This window comes from Blastococcus sp. SYSU DS0973, from assembly GCF_054051055.1.
Genome location: NZ_JBJHAN010000005.1, coordinates 137,235 through 154,801, shown reverse-complemented (window position 1 = coordinate 154,801; position 17,567 = coordinate 137,235). Strand labels below are relative to the sequence as shown.

Genomic DNA, 17,567 nt, shown 5'->3' with positions numbered 1-17,567 from the left:
GGCCGGGGCGGAGCCGTGCGGAAGGGGCGGCCGCCGGATCAGCGGCCGGAGCGGTCGGTGCCCGTCACGCCGGCGGCCTTCCGGGCCTTGCGCGCCTGGTGGGCTTCCCAGCGGGCCCGGTCCTTGGCGCGGGCGTCGGCGTTGCGCTCCCACTTCTCCTGGCGGCGCCGGGCCCGGGCCAGCTCGCGCTCCTCGAAGGTCGCGTGCGAGTCCCAGTTGCTGGCCGCGGCGACCACGCCCACCGCCGTGACCGCCGTGATGGCGACGGCCGCGGCGACGATCGGGTCCAGCAGCACGAAGGCGCCGACCGCGACGGCGGCGCCGACGACGACGGCGACCAGCACCAGCGGGGACGGGCGTCGGGACGACGGGCGGAACTCGGTCACGCCCGCCAGTATCCGCCGGGGTCGAGGGGGGGACGGAGGAGGCTCGTCACATCCCCCACCTGTCTTCCGTCGCAGGTGGCGGCGGAGAGGGGCCTGCCCCGTGACCCTTGCGCACGGAGCCGCGGATCCCTACGGTCGGGGACGCGGTTCGATCCACAGCCGTGTTCTGCCAGTGCTGGTCGTCGTGTCGTTCGCGTGCGCAGGCTCACTGGTCCGGCACCCGCCCCGAGAGGCACCCCGTGACCGCATCCTCGCTCGACCGTTCGACCACCCCGTCCGCCCCGGCGACGGCCGGCTTCGAGGTCCCCACGACCGCGCCGGTCTCCCTGGAGATCTCCGGCACCGCGTCCCTGCCGCGGCTGACCGCGGCTGGGGAGATCGACTGCACCTCCGCACCGCAGGTCCGCGCCGTCCTCGACCAGCTGGTCGACGCCGCGCCGCGGGAGGTCGTCGTCGACCTCACCGCCGTGACCTTCCTCGACTCCGCCGGGCTGTGCGCCCTGGCCGCCGCGCACCGGCGAGCGCTGGCCGCCGGTGGCCGCCTCCGCGTCCTGGCCGCCACCCGCGCGGTGATCCGGCCGCTGCAGATCACCGGGCTGTGGAACCTGCTCGGCGGCGAGCAGGTCGGCGCGACCGCCTCCTGAGCTCCTCCGCCCGGGCGCGCCGGCGTTCCTCGGGGGGCCCGGAGGCGCGGAACGCGCGTCCGGCGGGCAGACTCGGGGTGCTGCGCCGGCGCCGGCCGTGCGCCTGGAGCGGACGAACGAGGAGGACCACGTGCGGGATGCGGTCATCTGCGAGCCCCTGCGGACGCCGGTCGGCGGGTTCGGGGGCTCGCTGCGCGACGTCCCCGTCCAGGAGCTCGCGGCCACGGTGATCCGGGCGCTGGTGGAGCGCACCGGCCTGCCGCCGGAGTCGGTGGACGACGTGCTGCTCGGCCACTGCTACCCGACCATGGACGCCCCGGCCCTCGGCCGGGTCGCCGCCCTCGACGCGGGCCTGCCGGTGACCGCGTCCGGGCTGCAGGTCGACCGGCGGTGCGGTTCGGGGCTCCAGGCGGTCATCTACGCGGCTATGCAGGTGCAGTCCGGCGCCTCCGACGTCGTCCTGGCCGGTGGCGCGGAGTCCATGAGCAACGCGCCCTTCTACTCCACCGCCATGCGCTGGGGGGTGAAGCCCGGGCCCGGCGTGCTGCTCGAGGACGGGCTGGCCCGCGGCCGGGTCACCGCCGGCGGGCAGAACCACCCGGTGCCCGGCGGCATGCTGGAGACCGCGGAGAACGTTCGTCGGGAGTACGGGATCGGCCGCCAGGAGCAGGACGAGTACGCCGTCCGCAGCCACCAGCGCGCCGCCGCCGCCACGGCCGAGGGCCGGTTCGCCGACGAGATCGTGCCGGTGACGGTCAAGCACCGGAAGGGCGAGACGGTCGTCGACCGCGACGAGCACATCCGGCCCGACTCGAACGTCGAGACGCTCGCCAAGCTGCGCCCGATCCTGGGCAAGAACGATCCCGACGCCACGGTCACCGCCGGCAACGCCTCCGGCCAGAACGACGGCGCCGCCGTCGCGATCGTCACCCACCCGGAGAAGGCCGCCGAGCTGGGCCTGCGCCCGCTGGCCCGCCTGGTGTCCTTCGGCGTGGGCGGCGTGCCGCCGAAGACCATGGGCATCGGCCCGGTCCCGGCGACGGCGAAGGCGCTCGCGCTGGCCGACGTGAAGCTCGCCGACCTCGACCTGATCGAGCTCAACGAGGCCTTCGCCAGCCAGGTGCTCGCCGTCGCCAAGGAGTGGGGGTTCACCGACTCCGACTGGGAGCGGACCAACGTGAACGGCTCGGGCATCTCGCTGGGCCACCCCGTCGGCGCGACCGGTGGCCGCATCCTCGCCACGCTGCTGCGCGAGATGGACCGCCGCGGAGCCCGATACGGGCTGGAGACCATGTGCATCGGCGGCGGCCAGGGCCTCGCCGCGCTGTTCGAGCGGGTCTGAAGAAGGATCCCGTCCCACTCACCGCCCGCAGCCTCGCGGTGAGCCTCCGGACGGGGCCACCCGTCCCCTTCCATCCGAGGAGTTCTGCATGTCCGAGCCCACCGCACGCGTCGCGATCGTCACCGGGGCCGCCCGCGGCATCGGTGCCGCCACCGCCCAGCGGCTGGCCGCCGACGGCTTCGCCGTCGCCGTTCTCGATCTCAAGGAGGACGACGCCCGCGGCACCGTCGAGGCGATCGAGTCCGCCGGCGGCCGGGCGCTGGCCGTCGGGGCCGACGTCGGCGACGCCGAGCAGGTGCAGGCGGCCGTCGACCGGATCGTCGCGGAGCTGGGCCCGCCGGTGGTGCTGGTGAACAACGCCGGCGTCACCCGCGACAACATGCTGTTCAAGATGAGCGACGACGACTGGGACATCGTCATGCACGTGCACCTGCGCGGCTCGTTCCTCATGAGCCGCGCCGCCCAGAAGCACATGATCGACCAGAAGTGGGGCCGGATCGTCAACCTGTCCAGCACCTCGGCGCTGGGCAACCGGGGGCAGGCCAACTACGCCACCGCCAAGGCCGGTCTGCAGGGCTTCACCAAGACCCTCGCCATCGAGCTGGGCAAGTTCGGCGTCACCGCCAACTGCATCGCACCCGGGTTCATCGCCACCGACATGACGAAGGCGACCGCCGAGCGGATCGGCGAGGAGTGGGAGCCCTACGTGGCCAAGCGCGCGGCGGCGATCCCGGTCGCCCGCGCCGGCCAGCCGGAGGACATCGCGCACACCGTGTCGTTCTTCGTCAGCGAGGGCGCCGGGTTCGTCTCCGGCCAGGTCATCTACGTCGCCGGCGGTCCGAAGGCCTAGCTGGACGGGTCGCGGTCGGGGTATCGCGCGCGGGCGAGGGCGTAGACCCCGAACGCGCCGAACCCGGCCGCGACCCCGGTGAGCAGCCACGGCCCGGCGCTCACCCCGGCGATCGCGGTCATCGCGCCGTTCAGGCCGGTGGCGGTGGAGACGTCGGAGGAGGTGGCCGCGCGCCACAGCAGGACGCCGACGAGCCCGAAGGCGATGCCCTTCGCCAGGTAGCCGATCCGCCCGAGCACCTCGATCACCGGCTCCCAGCGGTCGGGAGCCGCGGGCAGGTCGATGTCGCGCATGAAGCCGCCGGTGCAGCCCCGCACGAACGTGTAGATCCCGACAGCGACCACCCCGGCGGCGACGGCGCCGACGAGCAGCGCCCCGCCGGGGATCAGCAGCGTCTCCTCGGTGAGGTCGCGCAGCCGCTCGTCGGCCTCGTACTCCAGGCCGAGTGCGAACAGCAGCGCGGTGAGCCCCAGGAACCCGTACACGGCGCCCTTGGCCAGGCACTTGGCGCAGACGACGGCGGTGTGCACCCGGTGGGCGGGGTCCAGCAAGCCGTGCCACCACAGCAGCACCTCCGCGGCCTGCCAGACGGCCAGGGAGAGCATGCCGAGGCCGATCGCGACCAGCAGCAGCCGCCCACCGGGCCCCCCGGCGACGGTGAGCAGCGCACCGGTCTGGTCGGCGTCGGCTCCCCGCAGGCCCATCGCCATGCGCAGCGCCAGCACGCCGATGAGCAGGTGCATCACCCCGTAGGCGAGAAGGCCGGCGCGGGCGAGGTGGGTGAGCACCGGGGAGTCGGTGACCCGGCGGATGCGGTCGACGAGGTCGTGCAGCCGGTGTGCCAGGGACCGGGCCGAGGGTGCCGGCGGGCTCACGTGCGCTCGGGGTACCGGGCGCGGACGAAGCAGTAGGCACCGAAGGCGGCGATGCCCACGGCGATGAGCGTCAGCAGCACCGGCCCGGCGGGCGCGGTGAGGACGGTGTGCAGGGCGCCGTCCAGACCGGAGGCCTTGGCGGGGTCGAAGGTCACCGCCGCCCAGACCAGCAGACCGCCGACGAGACCCAGGGCGACGCCCTTGCCGGGGAAGCCGGCCTGCCCCAGCCGGGTGACCAGGCGGGTGGCCGTGGCGGAGCAGCCGCTGAGGTCGATCTCCCTGAGGAAGCGCTTCGTGACGCCCTTCCAGACGTGGTAGGCGCCGACGCCGACGACGACCAGCCCGGCGGCTCCGACCAGCCAGCGGCCGGCGGGCCAGCCGAGGACGCCGGCGGCGGCCTGCTGCTGGGAACCGCCGCCGGACTGCCCGCCCCCGGTGGCGTACCGGATCGCCAGCACCGCCAGCGCGATGTAGACGACCGCCTTGGCCACCGACTTGGCCGTCTTCTCCAGGGCCCTGGTCCGGGTCTTCCCGGACGCCGACCAGCCGTGCCGCCACCGCAGGACCTCGGCCGCCTGCCAGACGGCCAGGGCGAGCAACCCGACGGCGAGCACCCACAGCAGCGGGGTGCCCAGCGGCTGGTCGGCCAGCGTCGCCAGGGCCCCCGACTGGTCGGCCTGGCCCTGGCCGCTGCCCCACGCGAGCTGCAGCGCCAGCCAGGCGATGAGCAGGTGCACCAGCCCGTAGGCGATCAACCCGACCCGGGCCAGCTGCTCGAGCCCGTCGCTGTTCCCGGCCCGTCCGGCCGCACCCGCGGCCGGCCGGGCGCTGCCCTGCACGCTCATCTCCGGTGCCTTCCTGACCTCGGTCCTGGCCGCGTGGAGCGCGGAGATGATCAGCGTGGCACGACCTCCGGTCCGGTGCCTCCCCGAGCGGTGGCGCGGGTGAGGGACACTGGCTCCGTGGCGAACGGAACCGGAATCCTCTCGGCCGGCACGGTGGGCATGGCGACCCCCGAGGTGGCACGGCGGACGTGGCCGCGGTGGCTGGCCCTGGGCATCGGGATGGTCGCCGTCGCGGTCCTCGCGGTGGTGTGGGAGGCGGCCGGTGCCCGCCTGCTGCTCGGTGCGCTCGGGCTCTTCCTCGCCGTGCGCGGAGCGGTTCTGCTGCGCGGTGCGCGCTCGGGGGCGGTGGACGGCGAGCTCGCCGGCCGGGCCCGGTCGCTGGGCACGGGGGCCGTCGCGGTCGGTGCCGCCGGGCTGGGCGTGGCGGCCGCCTCGGCGTCGCTGGCGGCGACGGTGCTGCTCGTGGGCGTTCCGGTGCTGCTGCTGGCCACCTCAGCGGGGCTGCTGGTCCGCGGGGGCACCGCCCGGCGCGGCGGCCTGGCGCTGCTCCTCTGGTCGGTGCTGGTCACCGGGCTCCTGGTGGTCACCGGCCTCGCGCAGGACTGGGACCGTGCCGCCGGCGTGGCGACGGTCGTGGCCGCCCTGGCCGTCGCCGTCCTCGGCGTCCCGCTGCTCATCGGCGCGGTCAACCTGCGCGCGGTCGCCGCCGCTCCCGCCCCGGAGCCGGTGCGCTCGGGCTGCGGCGGCTGCGCCTGCGGCGCCGGCGGCTGCGGTTCCTGACCCCGACGCCGGCGAACTGCCCGCCGGTCGGCGCCTCGCGCATGTCCGCGGAGCCCTGGGTAAGGGGCGGCGCGTGAGCGGACACGTCTTCGTCGTCGGCGCCGACCTCACGCGGATGTCCTGCGACGACGTCCTGGTGCCCACCGACCGTTCCCTGCGGGTGGCCCGCAGCTGGGCCCCGCTGTTCCCCGACGAGCTGATCACCGACCGGCAGGCGGAGGGCGACTGCATCGGCATGTCGTGGTCCGGCGACGAGCGGGTGTTGCGGGTCCCCGGGGGCGACTCCCGCCGGGCCTGGCTGGTCGACACCGTCGACGACGGTGGGCGCGGGCTGCCCTGGCTGCTCGACGGCGCCCGGGAGGCCCTGGCGGCCGTGGCCCGGCGCGAGGTGCCCGAGCCCGCGCACGGGCGGGCGCGGCGGCTGGTCGGGCTGCCCGCCCTGGGCACCGGCTGGGGCGGTGCCGCCGGTCAGCGCGGGGCGCTGCTGCAGCAGCTCCTGCCGGTGTTGCGGGAGGCCGCCGAGGAGCACGAATTCGACGTCGCGCTGGTGTTGCGCGGGCCGAGCGACCTGGCCGCCGCCCAGCGGGTGCGCCGCGGGGAGGACGGCAGCTGGAACCTGCCCGGGAACCTGCGGGAGCTGGCCGAGGACCTGGGGGAGCGGGCGCGGCGTGGCCAGCTGGCGCTGTTCATCGGCGCCGGCGTGGGCGCGGCGGCGGGGCTGCCGACCTGGCCGCAGCTGGTCGACGAGCTGGCCACCCGCTCGGGCCTGGACGACGGCCTGCGCGAGGGGCTGGCCCGGCTGCCGCCGCAGGACTCCGCGGCGCTGCTGTCCCGCGAGCTGGGGCCGGAGGAGATGGCGGCGTTCGTCGCCGAGCGCTTCGGGCCGGGCTCGTACGCGCTGGCGCACGCGCTGATCGCCGGCCTTCCGGTGCAGGAGTTCGTGACCACCAACTACGACCCGCTGGTCGAGCTGGCCGCCACGGACGTCGGCCGGGAGGTGACGGTGCTGCCGTACGAGGAGGCCCGCCCCGGAGCGCCCTGGTTGCTGAAGCTGCACGGCGACGCCGCGCACCCGGAGAGCGTCGTGCTGACCCGCGAGGAGTACCTGCAGTTCGGCAACCAGGGCGCGGCGCTGGCCGGGGTGCTGCACTCGCTGCTGCTCACCCGGCACGTGCTCTTCGTGGGCACCTCGATGCTCGACGACGACCTCATCCGGATCGCCCACCAGGTGCGCACCGCGCTGAAGACCCAGGGATCGGGCACCGCCCGGCGCACCGGCACGGTGCTGGCGCTGCGGGAGGACGTGGCCCGCGCCCGGCTGTGGGAGCAGGACGTCGAGACGGTGGCGATGTGCCCCGCCGACGGCGAGCCGGCGGAGGCCGCGCGGCGGCTGGAGGTGCTGCTGGACCTCATCGGCTGCCTGTCCACGCCGCCCACCGGCTACCTGTTGGACCCGGCCTACCGGGGTCTGCTCAACGACGAGGAGCAGGCGCTCGCCGGCGCGCTGCGGTGCGTCGCGGAGGCGCTTCCGGAGGACGCGTCGTCCACGGCCGCGCTCGAGGTCGCCGGCCTGCTGCGCCGGCTGGGCCACGGCAGCTCCGCGGCCGACGGCGACGCCCCGCCGCCGGACATCCCCACCCGGCCCCGCGACGAACGGGTGCAGGAGCAGCGGCCGGGCTGAGCACGGTTGCCCGGGGCGCCCGCTGGGCAGGCAGACGCGCATGCCTCGACTCGAGAACGGCCTGAAGCTGCTCGCGAAGGGCTACGCGTGGCTCCCCGACGAGCGGCGGCGCGCGGGGAATCGCACGGTCGCCACCCGGCTCGGCGGGATGCCGGCCTACGGCATCCAGGGCCCCGACGCCGCGCGGTTCCTCTACGACGAGGACCACGTGCGCCGGTCGCACGCCATCCCCGAGCCGGTGCAGGGCACGTTGTTCGGCAAGGGGGCGGTGCAGAACCTGGACGGCGAGATGCACCGGGTCCGCAAGGCGACGTTCGTCGCGCTGCTCATGCGGGAGGACGGCATCGCCTCCCTGGTGAAGCAGGCGACCGCGGCCTGGGAGGACGCGGCGCGCGCGTGGTCGCACCGGCCGCGGATCGTCGTCCTCGACGAGGCGAGCCGGGTGATCGCCGGCTCGGTGACCCGGTGGGCGGGGATCCCGGTGCGCGACGACGAGGTGGCCGGCCTGGCCCGCGACCTCGTCGCGATGGTCGACGGGTTCGCCACCGGTGGGCCGCGGCACGTCCGCGCCCGCCGGGCACGCGGCCGCCGGGAGAAGTGGCTGGCCCAGCTGGTCTGCGACGTGCGCAGCGGCCAGGCCGTCGTCGCGGAGGGCTCGGCGGTCGACGTCGTGTCGCGGCACCGGGACGCCGACGGCACGCAGCTGCCGCCGCACGTGGCCGCCGTGGAGCTGCTGAACATCATCCGGCCGACGACGGCGGTCGCCTGGTTCCTGGCCTTCTCCGGGCACGCGCTCGTGCGCTGGCCGGAGCACCGCGAGCGGCTGGCGAGCGGGGACCCGGCTTTCGCGGAGGCGTGGGCGCACGAGGTGCGCCGGTTCTACCCGTTCGCGCCGTTCATCGGCGGCCGGGCACCGCACGAGGTGGAGTTCGACGGGCTGACGATCCCGGCGAACGCCATGGTGCTGCTCGACCTCTACGGGCAGAACCACGACCCCCAGCTGTGGGGCGACCCGTACGCCTTCCGACCGGAGCGGTTCCTCGGCCGGGACATCGGCGCCTTCGAGCTGGTGCCCCAGGGCGGTGGCGACCCGCGCACCGGACACCGCTGCCCGGGGGAGCAGATCACCGTCGCGCTGCTGGCGGCGCTCGCGGGAGAGCTGGCCCGGCTCGACTACGAGGTGCCCGAGCAGGACCTCACCATCGCGCTGCATCGCATCCCGGCCCGGCCGGCCAGCGGCGTCGTGCTGACCGTCCGCGGCGGGTCCTGACCCGTTCCGACGTCCCGGAGAACGACCACCTGACCGGCCGGGTCAGCGCGGGTCGAGCCCCTTGAGCTCACGAGGCAGCTCGCCGGGGTGGACCACCCCGAGCCGCTGGGTGGCGCGGGTGAGGGCCACGTACAGGTCGTTGTACCCGCGGACCCCCTCGGCGAGGACCCCGGCGGGGTCGGCGACGAGCACCGAGTCGAACTCCAGGCCCTTGCTGCCTCCGGGGGTGAGCACCACGGGCCCGGCGGTCAGGTCGCCGTCGGCCGACGCCGACGGGACGGCCGCTCGGACGGCGGCGGTGACCGCGTCGAGCCGGCTGCGGGGGACGACGACGGCGAGGGTGCCCTCCGCGGCGTCGAGCTCGGCGGCCGCGTCGGCGACCGCGGCGACCAGCTCCTCCTCGGCCACCTGGCGGGCCCAGGGCCGCTCGCCGGTCGAGCGCACCGACCGGGCCGCCGACGCAGCCGCCCCGCCCGCGGCGAGGAGCTCCGCGGCGACGTCCATGATCTCCGCGGGCGTGCGGTAGTTGACGGTCAGCTCCTCCATGCGCCAGCCGCGCATGTCCCGTGGGCCGAGCGCCGGCTCGAGCACCTCCGCCCAGCTGGAGGCGCCGGCGGCCGAGCCGGTCTGCGCCACGTCGCCGACCAGCGTCATCGACCGGGTGGGGCAACGGCGCAGCAGCACCCGCCAGGCCATGGCGGAGAGCTCCTGCGCCTCGTCGACGATCACGTGCCCGTAGGTCCAGGTGCGGTCGGCCGCGGCCCGCTGGGCCGTCGACCGGCTGTCCCGCTCCTCCTGCCGTTCCGCCAGGCCCTCCGCGTCGAGCAGGTCGCCGGCGGAGAGCTCCTCGGACTCGTCCTCGGTCTCCCAGTCGGTGGAGCGGGAGCCGTGCAGCAGGTCGAGGGTCTGCTGCGCGTCCCGCAGCCGGCGCTGCCGCTCCCGGCGGGCGGCGGTGCGCTCGGCGCTGTCGTCGACGCCGAGCAGCTCGTCGGCCTCTTCCAGCAGCGGGACGTCGGCCGGGGTCCACGGGGCCGACGGCGGCCGGAGCAGCAGCGCCCGGTCGGCGTCGGACCACCCGCGGGTGGCCGCCTCCAGCCGCTGGCGCGAGGAGAACAGGTCGCGGAGCAGCCGCTCGGCGGTGAGCCGGGGCCACAGCCGGTCGATCAGCGAGTGGACGGCGGGCTCGGCGGCCACCTCCCGGCGGAGCGCGGCGACGTCGCCCTCCTCGAGCAGGTTGCCACCGCCCAGCACGTTCTCGCCCAGCTTGTCGGCGTACTTGCGGGCGACCAGGTCGATCACCGCGTGCGCGAACGCCGGCCGGGCCTCGTTGTGCAGCCGGGAGGCGGCTCGGGCGCGGCTGCGGGCACGGGCGGCGTCGGCCTTGGTGAAGCGCAGGGGAGTCCCGTCGATCGTCAGTGCCGCCGGCCTGTCGAGCACGGCCTGCCGGTCGCGCACCGCGGCGGTGACGACGTGGGCCATCGCCAGCCGCCCCTTGACCACGGCCACCTCCGGGCGCTCGGCGGCGTGCGCCTGCAGCCCGGGCCGCAGCCCGCCGAGGTCGGTGAGCACCACGCCTGTCTCGCCGAGGGAGGGCAGCACGTCGGCGATGTAGGTCAGGAAGGTCGGGGACGGACCGACGATCAGCAGGCCGCTGCGGGCCAGCCGCTCCCGGTGCGTGTAGAGCAGGTACGCGGCGCGGTGCAGGGCGACGGCGGTCTTGCCGGTGCCGGGACCGCCCTGCACGACGAGGACCCCGCGGTGGTCGGCGCGGATGATCCGGTCCTGCTCGGCCTGGATGGTGCGCACGATGTCGTTCATCCGGCCGGTGCGGGTGGCGTTGAGCGCCGCCAGCAGCACCGACTCACCGGCCAGCCCGGACCGCTGGACCAGGTCGGGATCGGTGAGGTCGAGGGTCTCGTCGGTCAGGCTCACGACCGTGCGGCCGCGGGTACGGATGTGCCGGCGGCGCCGGACGCCGAGGTCGTGCAGCGGCGTGGCGGTGTAGAACGGCTGGGCCGCCGGGGCGCGCCAGTCGACGAGCAGCGGCTCCTCGCGGCCGTCGTCGGCGTTCAGCCCGATCCGGCCGATGTAGCGCGCCACCTCGCTGTCGTGCCGGTCCAGCCGGCCGAAGCACAGCCCGCTGTCGGCGGCGTCGAGGGCGACGATCCGCTGGGAGTGCAGCTCGACCGCCGCCTCCCGCTCACCGATCGCCTGCGGGTTGTGCGGCACCGTGGCCAGCGCCTCCTCGAGGCGGGTGACCGTGCGCGCCCGCACCTCGTCGAGCCGCTGGTGCAGGCCGGAGACGTAGGTCTGCTCCGCCGCGAGTTCGGCGTCCTGCGTCGGCGCCTGTCGAGCTGTCGTCAATGCCCATCGCTTCCGTCGTGAGTTCCGGCGGACAACTATCGTCCGCGCGGCTTCCGGGGGCACGGCAGACGGGCTGTGAGCCTCCGCCCAAAGTCAACGCCGCCGTCATCTCGCGGACATTCCGGCTGCCTACCGTCGGGGACACACACTCCGAAGGGGGCGGCCATGAGCACGGCGACGAAGGACCGGACCACGACGAAGGAGCAGACCACCTGGGTCTGCGACAACTGCCACGGGCAGGCGGTCACCCCGCGCAAGCGCTGCCGCGAGTGCGGCACGTCCCGCTACTGACCGTCGGCCGCCGAGCCGCCGGAGGAGCAGCCCGGGGGCGGTCGTCCAGGCGGCGACGGCGGGACGGTCGTCGTCGGGCGCCCACGTGACGACGTCGGCGAGCGTGCGCAGCTCCCAGCGCGCCAGTGGGTGCAGCACGCGCTGGTAGGTGGCCGCCCGGCCGGGGCGCCGTGACGGCGACGGAGCCCCCGGCCGGGAGCCGGCGCGACGGGACGGGGACAACGGGGAACGGACGGCGGCAGCGGCGGGAACGCCGACGGGGACGCGCGCCGGACCGTTTTCTGCGCCAAGCGGTTCCGCACGGCGCGGGGGCCGGCGACACCGGGCGCTCGTTCGGCTACGGTCGGCTGGGTGGGCAGCGTTGTGGCACGCAACCGGATAAGCCTCAGTGGGCCGTCGGCAGGGCGTCCGATCGTCTTCGCCCACGGTTTCGGCTGCGACCAGACGATGTGGCGCCTGGTCGCCCCGGACTTCGCCGTCGACCACCGGGTGGTGCTGTTCGACCACGTCGGTTCCGGGCAGTCGGACCTGTCCGCCTACGACCCCGAGAAGTACAACTCGCTGGAGGGGTACGCGGCCGACGTCGTCGAGATCTGCCGCGAGCTCGAGCTCTCCGACGTCGTCTTCGTGGGGCACTCGGTCAGCGCGATGATCGGGGTGCTGGCCTACCACCGGGCGCCCGAGCTGTTCGGCGCACTGGTGATGGTGGGCCCGAGCCCGCGGTACATCGACGAGGGCGACTACGTCGGCGGGTTCAGCCGCAGCGACATCGTGGGCCTGCTGGATGCGCTGGACAGCAACCACCTGGGCTGGTCGACGCAGATGGCGCCGGTGATCATGGGCAACCCGGAGCGACCGGAGCTGGCCGAGGAGCTGACGAACAGCTTCTGCCGGACCGCGCCGCACATCGCGCGGCAGTTCGCGCGGGTCACCTTCCTGTCGGACAACCGCGCCGACCTCTGCGGCATCGACGTCCCCACGCTGGTGCTCCAGTGCAGCGCCGACGCGATCGCGCCGGACGTGGTCGGCGAGTTCGTGCACCGTGCGGTCGCCGGCAGCGTGCTGGTGCGCCTGCGGGCCACCGGCCACGTGCCCCAGCTGTCCGCGCCGGAGGAGACGACGGCCGCCATCCGTGCGTTCCTGACGCCGTGACCGCCGGGGACGGTGGGGCATGACCGGCCCCGAGGACGCGCGCGACCCGGCGAGCCGGCTGGACCGCCTGCTCGACGAGGACCCGGCCGACCTCTACGAGAACGCGCCCATGGGCTACCTGTCCACGCTGCCCGACGGCCGCATCGTGAAGGCCAACCGGACGTTCTGCGCCTGGACCGGGCGGCTGCCGCAAGACCTGCTCGGCAGCCGGATTCACGACCTGCTCAACGTCGGCGGGCGGGTCTTCTACGAGACGCACCTGGTTCCGCTGCTGCGCATGCAGGGCGCGGTGCGCGAGATCGCGATGGACATCACCCGGATCGACGGGTCCCTGCTGCCGTGCCTGCTCAACGCCGTCGAGGTGCGGGACGACGACGGGGCGCCGCTGCTGGTGCGGGCGACGCTGTTCGAAGCGACCGCGCGGCGCCGGTACGAGCGCGAGCTGCTGGCGGCGCAGCGGCTGGCCGAGGAGTCGGAGGCCCGGTCGCGGGTGGTGCAGAAGGTCGTGTTCGACCTGGCGGCCGCGATGACGCCCGAGGACGTCGCGATGGTGATCGTGCAGCGCGGCCGGGCGGCGATGCGGGCCGCCGGTGCGGCGCTGGTCATGGTCGACGGTGAGGCCGACGACCCGCGGGAGCTGCCCGCGCTGCGTCCGGTGCGGGCCGAGGGCCTGTCGCTGGAGCTGCTGCGGCGGCTGCGCGAGGCGGCCGGCAGCCGGCTGGCGCTGGAGCTGGCCCAGGGGTTGCGCTCGATCGTGCTCGACCCCCGGCTGCGGGCCGACCAGCCGGAGCTGGCGGCGGCGATGGCGGCCGACGGGCTGACCGACCTGGTGGTCGTGCCGGTGTCGGCGGACTCCAAGCGGCTGGGTGTGCTGGTGCTGGCGCGGGGTGTGCCGGGCCGCGGCGATCTGATCAGCCTGGAGGAGCCCGGGCAGCACCAGCCGCTGACCCCGGCCGAGGTCGACCTGCTGTGGACGCTGGGCCGGCAGGCCGGCCAGGCGCTGGAGCGGGTGAGGCTGTACGAGCAGACCCGTTCGCAGGGGGAGCGGTCGGCGTTCCTGCTCGAGGCGTCCCGGCTCATGGCCGACGCGGCGGACGTCACCGAGACCGTCGAACGGCTGGCCGGGCTGGTGGTGTCCGGGCTGGCCGACGTCTGCGTGATCGACCTGGTGACCGAGCACGGCATGGCCCGCCCCGTCGCGCGGCACCGCGACCCTGCCCGCCAGCCGCTGCTCGACCGGGTGCGGGAGGGCCAGGTCCCGGCGCGCTCCCCGATGCACCCGGCGGCCCGGGCGCTGCGCGAGGGCCGGACGCAGTGGGTGTGCGACGCCGCGGAGGCCCGGGACCTGTTCGAGGCGGTGCCCGCCGACGGCAGGGACCGGGACGTCGCGCGGCAGCTGGGGATCGTCGGGTTGGTCAGCGTGCCGATGGTCGTCGAGGGGCGCCGGCTGGGCGTGGTGACGTTCGCCGGTGACCGGCACCGGAAGCCGTTCACCGCCGCGGACGTGGACGTCGCCGAGCAGCTCGCGCTGCAGCTCGCCCAGGTGGTCGACAAGGCCCAGCGGTTCGAGTTCGAGGAGCGGACGTCCCACACGCTGCAGGCCAGCCTGCTGCCGCCGTCGCCGCCGCGGCTGCCGTCGCTGTCCATGGCGGTGCGCTACGTCGCGGCGACCCAGGGCGTCGACGTCGGCGGTGACTTCTACGACGTCCTCCGGTTGCCCGGCGACCGGGTCGGTCTGGTCGTGGGCGACGTCGTCGGCCACGACATCACCGCCGCGGCGACGATGGGGCAGCTGCGCAGCGTGATCCGGGCGATGTCGGCCGACCGCCCCTCGCCCGCCGTGCTGATCGACCGGCTGCAGCACAACTGGGAGCTGTTCGAGCTGCAGCGGATGGCGACGACGCTGTTCGCGACGCTGGACCCGGCTACCGGTGAGCTGCAGATCGCCTCGGCCGGGCACCTCCCGCCGCTGCTGTGCACGGCGGGCACCGCGGAGTACCTGCCGGTTCGGCCGACCCGCATGCTGGGCGCGCCGCCCGCACCGGCGCAGGAGTGGAGCGGCGTGCTGCCCGTGGGCGCGACGCTGCTGCTGTTCACCGACGGGCTGGTGGAGAGCCGCGGCGCCGACATCGACGCGGGGCTGGACCGGCTGAGGGACGTGGCGGCGCGGGCCTGCACGGCGGATCCGGAGGAGCTGTGCGACCGGCTGCTCGCCGAGCTGACCGGGGTGCACCGGGCCGACGACATCGCGATGCTGGCGCTGACGCGCGTCTGACGCAGCGACCGCTTCCGGCCGCTGCCGTTTCGGGTCACCATGGAGCCGACCCCGGCAGGAGGCGGTCATGGACTCGTCGGCTCGTACGAACCCGGTCACCGACGCGATCGACGGCGCGACCGGTGACTGGTCGTTGTCCGGCGACGCGATGCGCTGGTCGCCCGAGCTCGCCGAGCGGGCCCCGGCCACCGGGGAGCTCGGCGGGCTGGAGACCGGCTCCGGGATCGGTGCGGCGATGGGCCTGGACGTTCCGGGGGTGCGCCGGCTGGTGTCGGATGCCCTGACGTCGCTGGGCACGGTGGCCACCGAGGTGGTCACCGAGCTGCGCCAGCTGACCCGCGGACCGGGCCCGGAGGACGAGCGCGAGGGCTGAGCTCAGCCGGTCGCAGGAGCCCGCGGTCGCCTTCCACGGGGTGTGGTCGTGGCCGCAGCCGGTCCAGACCTCGACGGCGGCCGCGAGCACGTCGCGATCCCTGGTCCGCCGGCACCCGGCGGGCGGTGCGGTTCCTCCGCCCTGTACAACCGCAGTGGGCACGACCACACCTGGGGAGTCGCATGAGCAACTCGTTGACACTGGCACCTGCTCCGCGGTCCGAGGCGGCGGAGCAGGTGCGGGCGGAGGTGCGCGAGTTCCTCGCCGCCGAGCTGGCCGCCGGGACGTTCCGCACGCACGTGGACACCTGGTTGTCCGGTGTGGACCCGGACTTCTCGAAGAAGCTGGGTGAGCACGGCTGGCTCGGGATGACCTGGCCGAAGAAGTACGGCGGCCACGAGCGTTCGGCGATGGAGCGCTACGCCGTCACCGAGGAGCTGCTCGCCGCGGGCGCCCCGGTGGCCGCGCACTGGATCGCCGACCGGCAGTCCGGGCCGAACCTGCTCACCTACGGCACGGAGAAGCAGCGGCAGGAGATCCTGCCGCGCATTGTCGCGGGGGAGTGCTACTTCGTCATCGGCATGAGCGAGCCGGACTCCGGCTCGGACCTCGCCTCGATCCGCACGAAGGCGACCCGCAACGGCGACGGCGACTGGGTGGTCAACGGCGCGAAGGTGTGGACGTCGAACGCGCACCACTCCCACTACGGGATCGTGCTCGTGCGAACCTCCCCGTCGGACTCGGCGAACCGGCACGCCGGCATGTCGCAGCTGCTGATCGACCTGTCGCTGCCCGGCATCACGATCAACCCGATCCGCATCCTCGACGGCGGGCACCACTTCAACGAAGTCGTGTTCGACGATGTCGTCGTCCCAGGCGACATGCTGCTGGGCGAGGAGGGCAACGGCTGGCACCAGGTGACCGCCGAGCTCGCGTTCGAGCGGTCGGGCCCGGAGCGGTTCCTCTCGACGTACCCGCTGGTCGCCGAGTTCGGCCGCCGGGTCGCCGAGTCGGGTGACCCCGCGCAGCTCGCCGTCCTCGGGCGGTTGTCGGCGCGGGTGCTGGCGCTGCGCCAGATGTCGCTGCGCATCGCGGCGGCGCTGGACCGCGGCGAGCTGCCCAACATCCCGGCTGCGCTGGTCAAGGACGTCGGGACGACGTTCGAGGCCGACGTGATCGAGGAGATCCGGAAGGTCGTCGACGTGGCGCCGTCGCTGGACTCGCCCGATCCGCTGGCCCGGGCGCTGGCCGAGGCGCAGCTGCACCAGCCGGGCTTCACGCTGCGGGGCGGTACCAACGAGATCCTGCGCGGGATCGTGGCACGAGGGCTGGGGCTGCGCTGATGGCGACCGATCAGGACCTGGTGGTCGAGACCGTCCGGGACATCCTCGGCTCGCACGAGCCGTTCGTGCTGACCGCCGACCGGCGTTGGGACGAGGGGCTGTGGACGGCGCTCGCCGAGGCCGGGCTGACCGGCGTCGGGCTGCCCGACGAGGCCGGTGGCTCGGGCGGGGAGCTGGCCGACGCGGTGGCGATCGTCCGGACGCTGGCCGCCGGTGCCGCGGCGGTGCCGGTGGCCGAGCAGCTCCTGGTCGCCGGGCCGGCGCTGGTGGCCGCGGACCTCGAGCTGCCCTCGCCCGAGCAGCCGACCACCTTTGCGATCGCCGACTCGGTGACCGTGCACCCGGTCGACGACGGCGACGGCCCCGGCCGGTTCACCCTCTCCGGCACGGTTCCCGACGTCCCGTGGGCGGGGGCGGCCTCGTCCGTCGTCGTCCTGGCGCCGGCACCGGCGGGTCTGGAGGGCTCGGTCCTGGCCCTGGTCGATGCCTCGTCGCTGCCGGCGACCGACGCCTTCAACCTGGCCGGCGAGCCGCGCGGGACGCTGGTGCTGGACCAGGCCGGTGCCGTCGGCGCGCTGCTCACCCCGGCGCAGGCGGACGAGGTGCGGGCACGATACGCGCTGGCGCGGGCGGTGCAGCTGGCCGCCGCGCTGGAGCAGGTGCTCGCCTGGACCGTGCAGTACGCCGGCGAGCGCCACCAGTTCGGCCGGCCGCTGGGCAAGTTCCAGGCGATCCAGATGGAGCTGGCCGAGATGGCCGGTGAGGTGACCGCGGTGACGGCGCTGACCGACGCCGCGGTGCAGGCGCTCGACCGTGGGGAGAACGTCGTCCTCGCGGCGGCGGCGGCGAAGGTCCGTGCCGGTGCCGCAGTGGAGGTCGTCGCGCGCCTGGCCCACCAGGTGCACGGCGCGATCGGCTTCACCCAGGAGCACAAGCTGCACCACCTGACCCGGCGGCTGTGGTCGTGGCGGGACGAGGCCGGCAGCGAGCTGGTGTGGTCGCGGGTGCTGGCGTCGGGGCTGCTGGCCGACGGGCCGGACGGGCTCTGGCCGGCACTGACCCGGGTCGGCTGACCGTCTTACCGCCGCACGGTCGG

General features: G+C 75.0%; 16 protein-coding genes. 12 read left to right on the top strand and 4 right to left on the bottom strand.

Annotated features, from left to right (window positions below):
• Positions 1-38: 38 nt before the first annotated feature.
• Positions 39-386 carry a hypothetical protein gene (locus ACI791_RS10910; protein ID WP_456586072.1) on the bottom strand — a complete coding sequence of 116 codons (348 nt, stop codon included), beginning with the start codon at positions 384-386 and terminating at the stop codon, positions 39-41.
• Between the two features lie 239 nt (positions 387-625).
• Between ACI791_RS10910 and ACI791_RS10905 the strand changes: the two genes are divergently transcribed.
• The 3 genes from ACI791_RS10905 to fabG all read left to right on the top strand — a co-directional run bounded on the left by ACI791_RS10905 (position 626) and on the right by fabG (position 3,222).
• Entirely contained in the window at positions 626-1,030 is a 405-nt protein-coding gene (locus ACI791_RS10905) for an STAS domain-containing protein (RefSeq protein ID WP_456586071.1), read from the top strand.
• A gap of 130 nt (positions 1,031-1,160) precedes the next feature.
• A complete protein-coding gene (locus ACI791_RS10900) occupies positions 1,161-2,372 on the top strand; it encodes an acetyl-CoA C-acetyltransferase (RefSeq protein ID WP_456586070.1) in 1,212 nt (403 codons plus the stop codon).
• 88 nt (positions 2,373-2,460) lie between these two features.
• Entirely contained in the window at positions 2,461-3,222 is a 762-nt protein-coding gene (gene fabG / locus ACI791_RS10895; RefSeq protein WP_456586069.1) for a 3-oxoacyl-ACP reductase FabG, read from the top strand.
• Here fabG and ACI791_RS10890 read toward each other — a convergent pair.
• Both ACI791_RS10890 and ACI791_RS10885 read right to left on the bottom strand, forming a co-directional pair.
• A complete protein-coding gene (locus tag ACI791_RS10890) occupies positions 3,219-4,097 on the bottom strand; it encodes a DUF1206 domain-containing protein (protein WP_456586068.1) in 879 nt (292 codons plus the stop codon). The genes fabG and ACI791_RS10890 overlap by 4 nt on opposite strands.
• Positions 4,094-4,942: a DUF1206 domain-containing protein gene (locus ACI791_RS10885; protein WP_456586067.1), complete on the bottom strand. Its 849-nt coding sequence runs from the start codon at positions 4,940-4,942 to the stop codon at positions 4,094-4,096. Before ACI791_RS10885 ends, ACI791_RS10890 begins: the two co-directional genes overlap by 4 nt.
• Before the next feature lie 117 nt (positions 4,943-5,059).
• Here ACI791_RS10885 and ACI791_RS10880 point away from each other — a divergent pair, with 117 nt between their 5' ends.
• From ACI791_RS10880 to ACI791_RS10870, 3 genes are all read left to right on the top strand, one after another.
• The gene (locus ACI791_RS10880) at positions 5,060-5,722 is read left to right on the top strand and encodes a hypothetical protein (RefSeq protein ID WP_456586066.1); all 663 of its coding nucleotides are present in this window, start codon (positions 5,060-5,062) and stop codon (positions 5,720-5,722) included.
• A gap of 73 nt (positions 5,723-5,795) precedes the next feature.
• Positions 5,796-7,403 carry an SIR2 family protein gene (locus ACI791_RS10875; RefSeq protein ID WP_456586065.1) on the top strand — a complete coding sequence of 536 codons (1,608 nt, stop codon included), beginning with the start codon at positions 5,796-5,798 and terminating at the stop codon, positions 7,401-7,403.
• Positions 7,404-7,443: 40 nt separating this feature from the next.
• Entirely contained in the window at positions 7,444-8,673 is a 1,230-nt protein-coding gene (locus tag ACI791_RS10870; protein ID WP_456586064.1) for a cytochrome P450, read from the top strand.
• Positions 8,674-8,715: 42 nt separating this feature from the next.
• Here ACI791_RS10870 and ACI791_RS10865 read toward each other — a convergent pair whose 3' ends face one another.
• The gene (locus ACI791_RS10865) at positions 8,716-11,037 is read right to left on the bottom strand and encodes a helicase (protein ID WP_456586063.1); all 2,322 of its coding nucleotides are present in this window, start codon (positions 11,035-11,037) and stop codon (positions 8,716-8,718) included.
• Positions 11,038-11,202: 165 nt separating this feature from the next.
• On the opposite strand from ACI791_RS10865, the gene ACI791_RS10860 reads away from it, so the two are divergent.
• The 6 genes from ACI791_RS10860 to ACI791_RS10835 all read left to right on the top strand — a co-directional run bounded on the left by ACI791_RS10860 (position 11,203) and on the right by ACI791_RS10835 (position 17,544).
• The gene (locus tag ACI791_RS10860; protein ID WP_347057433.1) at positions 11,203-11,328 is read left to right on the top strand and encodes a hypothetical protein; all 126 of its coding nucleotides are present in this window, start codon (positions 11,203-11,205) and stop codon (positions 11,326-11,328) included.
• 351 nt (positions 11,329-11,679) lie between these two features.
• A complete protein-coding gene (locus tag ACI791_RS10855) occupies positions 11,680-12,480 on the top strand; it encodes an alpha/beta fold hydrolase (protein WP_456586062.1) in 801 nt (266 codons plus the stop codon).
• Positions 12,481-12,499: 19 nt separating this feature from the next.
• On the top strand, positions 12,500-14,755 hold the full coding sequence (locus ACI791_RS10850) for a SpoIIE family protein phosphatase (protein ID WP_456586061.1): 2,256 nt from the start codon (positions 12,500-12,502) through the stop codon (positions 14,753-14,755).
• 67 nt (positions 14,756-14,822) lie between these two features.
• Positions 14,823-15,128 (top strand): hypothetical protein, encoded by a 306-nt coding sequence (locus ACI791_RS10845; RefSeq protein ID WP_456586060.1) that lies wholly within the window; start codon positions 14,823-14,825, stop codon positions 15,126-15,128.
• 182 nt (positions 15,129-15,310) lie between these two features.
• Positions 15,311-16,471, top strand: coding sequence for an acyl-CoA dehydrogenase family protein (locus ACI791_RS10840; RefSeq protein ID WP_456586059.1), 1,161 nt, complete (start codon positions 15,311-15,313; stop codon positions 16,469-16,471).
• Positions 16,471-17,544 (top strand): acyl-CoA dehydrogenase family protein, encoded by a 1,074-nt coding sequence (locus ACI791_RS10835; RefSeq protein ID WP_456586058.1) that lies wholly within the window; start codon positions 16,471-16,473, stop codon positions 17,542-17,544. Before ACI791_RS10840 ends, ACI791_RS10835 begins: the two co-directional genes overlap by 1 nt.
• The last annotated feature ends 23 nt before the right edge of the window (positions 17,545-17,567 follow it).